The sequence below is a fragment of the Gulbenkiania mobilis genome (assembly GCA_004346645.1).
Lineage (GTDB): Bacteria > Pseudomonadota > Gammaproteobacteria > Burkholderiales > Chromobacteriaceae > Gulbenkiania > Gulbenkiania mobilis.
Window position 1 is genome coordinate 1 of the sequence record SMDA01000015.1, and the last position, 4,840, is coordinate 4,840.

The 4,840-nt window shown below is 57.5% G+C and carries 6 protein-coding genes; all 6 read left to right on the plus strand.

The window, feature by feature from the left end:
• Nucleotides 1-129: 129 nt before the first annotated feature.
• Nucleotides 130-1,104 (plus strand): 5-methylcytosine restriction system specificity protein McrC, encoded by a 975-nt coding sequence (locus EV669_RS13840; protein WP_132098997.1) that lies wholly within the window; start codon nucleotides 130-132, stop codon nucleotides 1,102-1,104.
• On the plus strand, nucleotides 1,091-1,510 hold the full coding sequence (locus EV669_RS14315; RefSeq protein ID WP_132098998.1) for a very short patch repair endonuclease: 420 nt from the start codon (nucleotides 1,091-1,093) through the stop codon (nucleotides 1,508-1,510). The genes EV669_RS13840 and EV669_RS14315 overlap by 14 nt, the downstream gene beginning before the upstream one ends.
• A 54-nt stretch (nucleotides 1,511-1,564) precedes the next feature.
• Nucleotides 1,565-2,917, plus strand: a complete 1,353-nt coding sequence (locus EV669_RS14335; RefSeq protein ID WP_165922753.1) for a phospholipase D family protein — start codon at nucleotides 1,565-1,567, stop codon at nucleotides 2,915-2,917.
• A 227-nt stretch (nucleotides 2,918-3,144) separates the two neighbouring features.
• On the plus strand, nucleotides 3,145-3,426 hold the full coding sequence (locus EV669_RS13855; RefSeq protein ID WP_012213862.1) for a helix-turn-helix domain-containing protein: 282 nt from the start codon (nucleotides 3,145-3,147) through the stop codon (nucleotides 3,424-3,426).
• 35 nt (nucleotides 3,427-3,461) lie between these two features.
• Entirely contained in the window at nucleotides 3,462-4,031 is a 570-nt protein-coding gene (locus EV669_RS13860) for an Hsp20/alpha crystallin family protein (protein ID WP_132098999.1), read from the plus strand.
• A 206-nt stretch (nucleotides 4,032-4,237) separates the two neighbouring features.
• Nucleotides 4,238-4,840: Clp protease N-terminal domain-containing protein (locus tag EV669_RS13865; RefSeq protein WP_449727755.1), on the plus strand; the 603-nt coding region annotated here is incomplete at its 3' end.

Consider the following 4,840-nt stretch of genomic DNA (forward strand, 5'->3'; position numbering starts at 1 on the left):
AGACCCAAGAAAGCCCTGGGTGGTTTGACGCCAGCGGCCTACGCCAAATTACTGGCGGAGAAATCAGGTAAATTAGCCTTGGACTCTAAAGCGTAGTGCTACTGAGATTGGGGGGACGTCGACCTGATAGTGCTGCTTGTCGGCCAGTTTCTCGACACGGTCACAACGTACACCTCTTCCGGAAGAAAATTCCAGTACGCCACAAGGAAGTCTGTTGGATCGTTGGTGGGTGGCAAGTTGGATATCACCAAGTCCATTCAGCTTCGAGCGAGAGGGCTTGGGCACTTATTGGCCTTTGAAAAGAACGTCGCCACCTTTAGCACACCAATCAATAAAATTGTGCTGGTTGCTCTTTCAGAGGTGGAACGTCTTGCTCGTCTGATTAGACTGCCCGAGGGGGTGATCGCCAAGTCCCGAAGCTTATCCATGATTTTCGCGGACTGCCGGGATCACGAAATTTTGTATCGGGAACGGTCGTATTTTGCCACCAAGGCGTTGCGGCTAGCAGAATCGGAACACGACGATTTGGTCAGGGACATGATGTCTCTAGCGAGCGTAATGCTGTCGCATGAGAGCTTCGATTCGTCAACAGGACGGCCCGCAGGATTACCTAGGACGTGGTTCCTCAATCTGGAGGCCTTATTCGAGACAGCAGTTCGCAATGTCTTAGCTGAAATATGCACGCAGGCAACTGTATTTCGCGGTGGAGCTTCGCCCCAGGCAATCTTTGACAGAGAACAGAGCGAGTACCGTGCAAACCCGGATATCGTAGTTTCACCTACTTCTGGCGAGCCTGCTGTCGGAGACGTCAAGTACAAGATATTCGACGGTTCAGCTGCCGCCGGCGACGTCTATCAATTGCTGACTCATGCTGAGGCATTCGGGGCATCGAAGGCCTTTCTCATCTTCCCCGGCGACTCCTTTTTCGTGAGGAGACTTGGCTCGTCAAGAGGGGGAATTGATACAGCATTCTTCTCCGTTCGCGTGCAATACCTACGAGAAGATTTGGCTGCAGCGGCGACAGATCTCGGGTTTGGTGCGCATATGTTGACCCAGATGCCAGCGGCTGAGATACCCGAGAACGCCACGAATGCGACCGCGTAAAACGAAGTCGAGGAAGCTGACAAAGTCGGAGCAGATGGCTAGAGTCAGAAGCCGGAACACGGCTCCCGAGCTAGCACTCCGTCGTGCTCTTTGGCATCAAGGACTCCGATATCGGCTGACGCCGAAGCTTCCAGGCACACCCGATCTGTGCTTCGTGACTAAACGGGTTGCCATATTCGTGGACGGATGTTTCTGGCACGGTTGTCCGCAGCATTATTCCGCACCTGCCCAGAACGCGGAATTCTGGTCCCATAAGGTTGCCAGTAATATTACCAGGGACAGAAAGGCAGATGCAGCATTAGAAGCTGAAGGCTGGACCGTTATGAGGGTTTGGGAACACGAGCTGAAATCGCACTTGGCCGACGTGGTGGCGCGGATCGAAGCATTACTTGATGCAAAGAATTGAAGTAATCGAGAAAAATAAGAGATCCCGCTCAATAGATTGAAGGAATAAATATTAATGCGTTTCATTGCGGGTCCCCTCAACAAGCAACTACTGCAAAACCTGCTGGCTGAGGTTATCGAACCTTGTACGCGCGTTCGTGCTGCGGTCGCCTATGCCAGCCGCGACAATATGCAGTTGTTCGAAGCCTGCGCGCGGCATTTGAAGCCGCTGGAGTTCTTCGGCCGCTACGACCACACCGTGGCCGTCGACCCAACGGTGTTGAAGTGGTTTCTGGACATGGCCAGCCCGAACTTCGACTGCAAGCTCGTTCCTGACATCCTGCACGCGAAGGTCATCTGGTGGGTGGATGCCGGAGCGTACATCGGTTCTGCCAATCTGTCTGACCGGGCCTGGATCTCAAACATCGAAGCGGGTACCTTTCTGCCACACGATGAGCTGGTCGAGACAGGTATGGAACGAGAGTTGCTGCGCTTTTTCGAGGAAGTGGATGACCGCGCACGGCCACTGACCAAAGAGATCTATCAAGAGCAGGTGCGCTTGGCAGACCGGCGGACAGAACTTTCAAAGCGCGAATACGGGCTTGAACAGCAGTTCGATAAGGATCGCTTGTTGCCGAAGAACCAGGGGCTTGTATTCGTCGACACGAAGCGTTCGTCCGAGAAGCGGTTCCAGAAGTTCGAGCAGGACTGGAACGACACGCTGCAGGTGATGCGATCCATCGCATCCAGAGTTTCGGCGCCGGAAGTAAAGCCGGACTGGATCAACGCTTCGGTAGCCCCAGGCGTTCAAGCGGACCAGTTCCTCCACGCCTACTACTACAAGCAGGTCAAGGACGGTAACCGTCACCCCTATGAAGAGTTCTTCGCCAGGAACTCCAAGAATCCGGAGCTGGCGTTACGAGACGCGTTGGAGTGGTGGCATGACGCCGACTTCGACCACTCGTTTGAAGAACGCACCATCTACGAGTGGTCGCCCCGGCTGCGCGAGTTACTGGCACGCGATCGCATTCTCAAACTGACGGAGCAGGAATTCGTCGATGCCGTTTCCCGGGTGCACGCGATCCGAGACCACGCCATCAAGCAGGAAAACGAGCACTTGGGCTTGCCTGACCGACCGCAGGCCGGCGACGACAAGGTCGAGAAGTTCGGCGAGTGGCTGTGGCGGCAGCGATCCCGCGAAGGGCGGACGATGCTTGAGCTGTTGAACTACGTCGTCTGGGGCAATGGAAGTGTATCGGCCCGGCTCTGGAACGCGATCCACAGCGACGACTGGGCAATTCCGCACATTGGCCTGAGCAGCCTCGGGGAAATCGTCGGCTGGGCGCGCCCAGACGAGTTTCCGCCAAGGAACATGCGCACGAGCAAGGGGCTGCGGGCGCTCGGTTACAACGTGAGGATCGGTGTTTGATCTGCGGCCGTGGGCGGCGCCCGCAAGGTCCCGATCAACCCACCGTCCCCTGCGCCGGACCGGCCCGCCCTGGCATACCGTCCTTGAAGATTTGAGTCACATCGATCGGCCAGCAGATCGCTGGATGTTGGCTGTTGACTTTCGGCATGTTAGGCGCATTATCTTGCAAAGTCTTGCAAGACTTTCCTCAGGCGAGGCCGCGTGACGACGGAACTAGTGGGGGTGGTATGACAGCGCGCCAGCAGGCGATCTTCACATTCGACGAGTTGGCTGCCTACTTGAAAGTCGGCAAGCGGACGCTTTACCGGCTCGCCTCGCACGGGGAGATTCCGGCCTTCAAGGTCGGCGGGACGTGGCGGTTTCGTCAAAGTGAAATCGATCGATGGATCAATGATCAGATCCAAGCAGGCAGAAAGAAGGAGGTGATACGCACAGATGAGCAGCCAAAGTCAGCGGAACACTCCGTGTCGTCTGGGCGCGCTATCCATAGCCGCAGGCAAACGGAGTGAGCGAGAGTCTTCAATTTTTCTTCTGGAGGTGTGACATGGACATTGATTTCAAGAAATTGGCTCCCTGGAACTGGTTCAAAAAGGAGCAGGAAGAACAACAGAGCACTGCCTCGCTGCCGGTGCAGCGCAATGACCTGCCGGTGGCGGGTGGGCCCGTCAGTCCCATCCTGCAATTGCATCGCGAGATCGATCGCCTGTTCGACGACGCGTTTCGAGGCTTCGGTTTCCCGACGCTGGCCATGCCACGCTGGCCGTCGGAGTGGCCGGGCCTGCTGAAACCGGCGCTGGACATCCAGGAGACCGACAAGCAGTACAAGATCGCCCTGGAAGTGCCCGGCGTCGAGGAAAAAGACATCCAGATCACGCTCGACAATGACGTGCTGCTGGTGCGCGGTGAAAAGCGTCAGGAGCAGGAAACGAAAGACGGCGGTTTCCACCGGGTGGAGCGCTCCTACGGCAGCTTTCAGCGCGCTCTGAACCTGCCGGCCGATGCCAACCAGGACACGATCAAGGCCGCTTTCAAGAACGGCGTGCTCACGATCACGATGGACAAGCGCGAGGCCAGTACGCCCAAGCAGGGGCGCTCGATCCCGATCAATGGCTGACGCTGGTCGGCTCGCTTTTCTCAAAACCACAAAGAGATGAGGCACCGTGATCGGCGGTGCCTCGTCAGATCAATCTTTACAGGAGCATCGGCATGGCCAGAAAACAATGCCAAGTCTGCGGCCAGCCCGCCACGGTGCGGGTGGAAGCCAATCTCAATGTACGACACAGCACCAAGCAGTAGTGTGACGATCACTATCGCCAACTGGTGCGCCAGCAAAAGCGCACCGTCTCACCGCTGGAAGCCTTGTTCGGCTCACGTAGCGGCCTGTTCGAAGACTTCCTCGGCAGCGACTTCTTCCGCATCGGTGACGATTCGCCGTCGGGTGCGGCCGACACCGACGAGGTGGTCGATGCCTCGTTCGGCGAACCCGCCCCGGCTGCTACGGGTACAACGCGCCGGCGCGGCAGTGGGCTCGCCAGCCGCATCAGCGAACAGTCCGAGGCTTTGTTGCAGGAGGCCGCCAAACATGCCGCCGAATTTGGCCGCGCCGAAGTCGATACCGAACACCTGCTGCTGGCGCTATCCGACAGCGACGTGGTCAAGACCATCCTGGGGCAGTTCAAGATCAAGGTCGATGACCTCAAGCGCCAGATCGAATCCGAAGCCAAGCGCGGCGATAAGCCGTTCGAGGGCGAGATCGGCGTGTCGCCCCGGGTCAAGGACGCGCTCAGCCGTGCTTTCGTGGCCTCCAACGAACTCGGCCACTCTTATGTCTGTCCGGAGCATTTCCTTATCGTGCTCGCAGAGGAAGGCGAAGGTTTGGCGGCCAACCTGCTGCGCCGTTACTGCCTCACTCCGCAAGCGCTG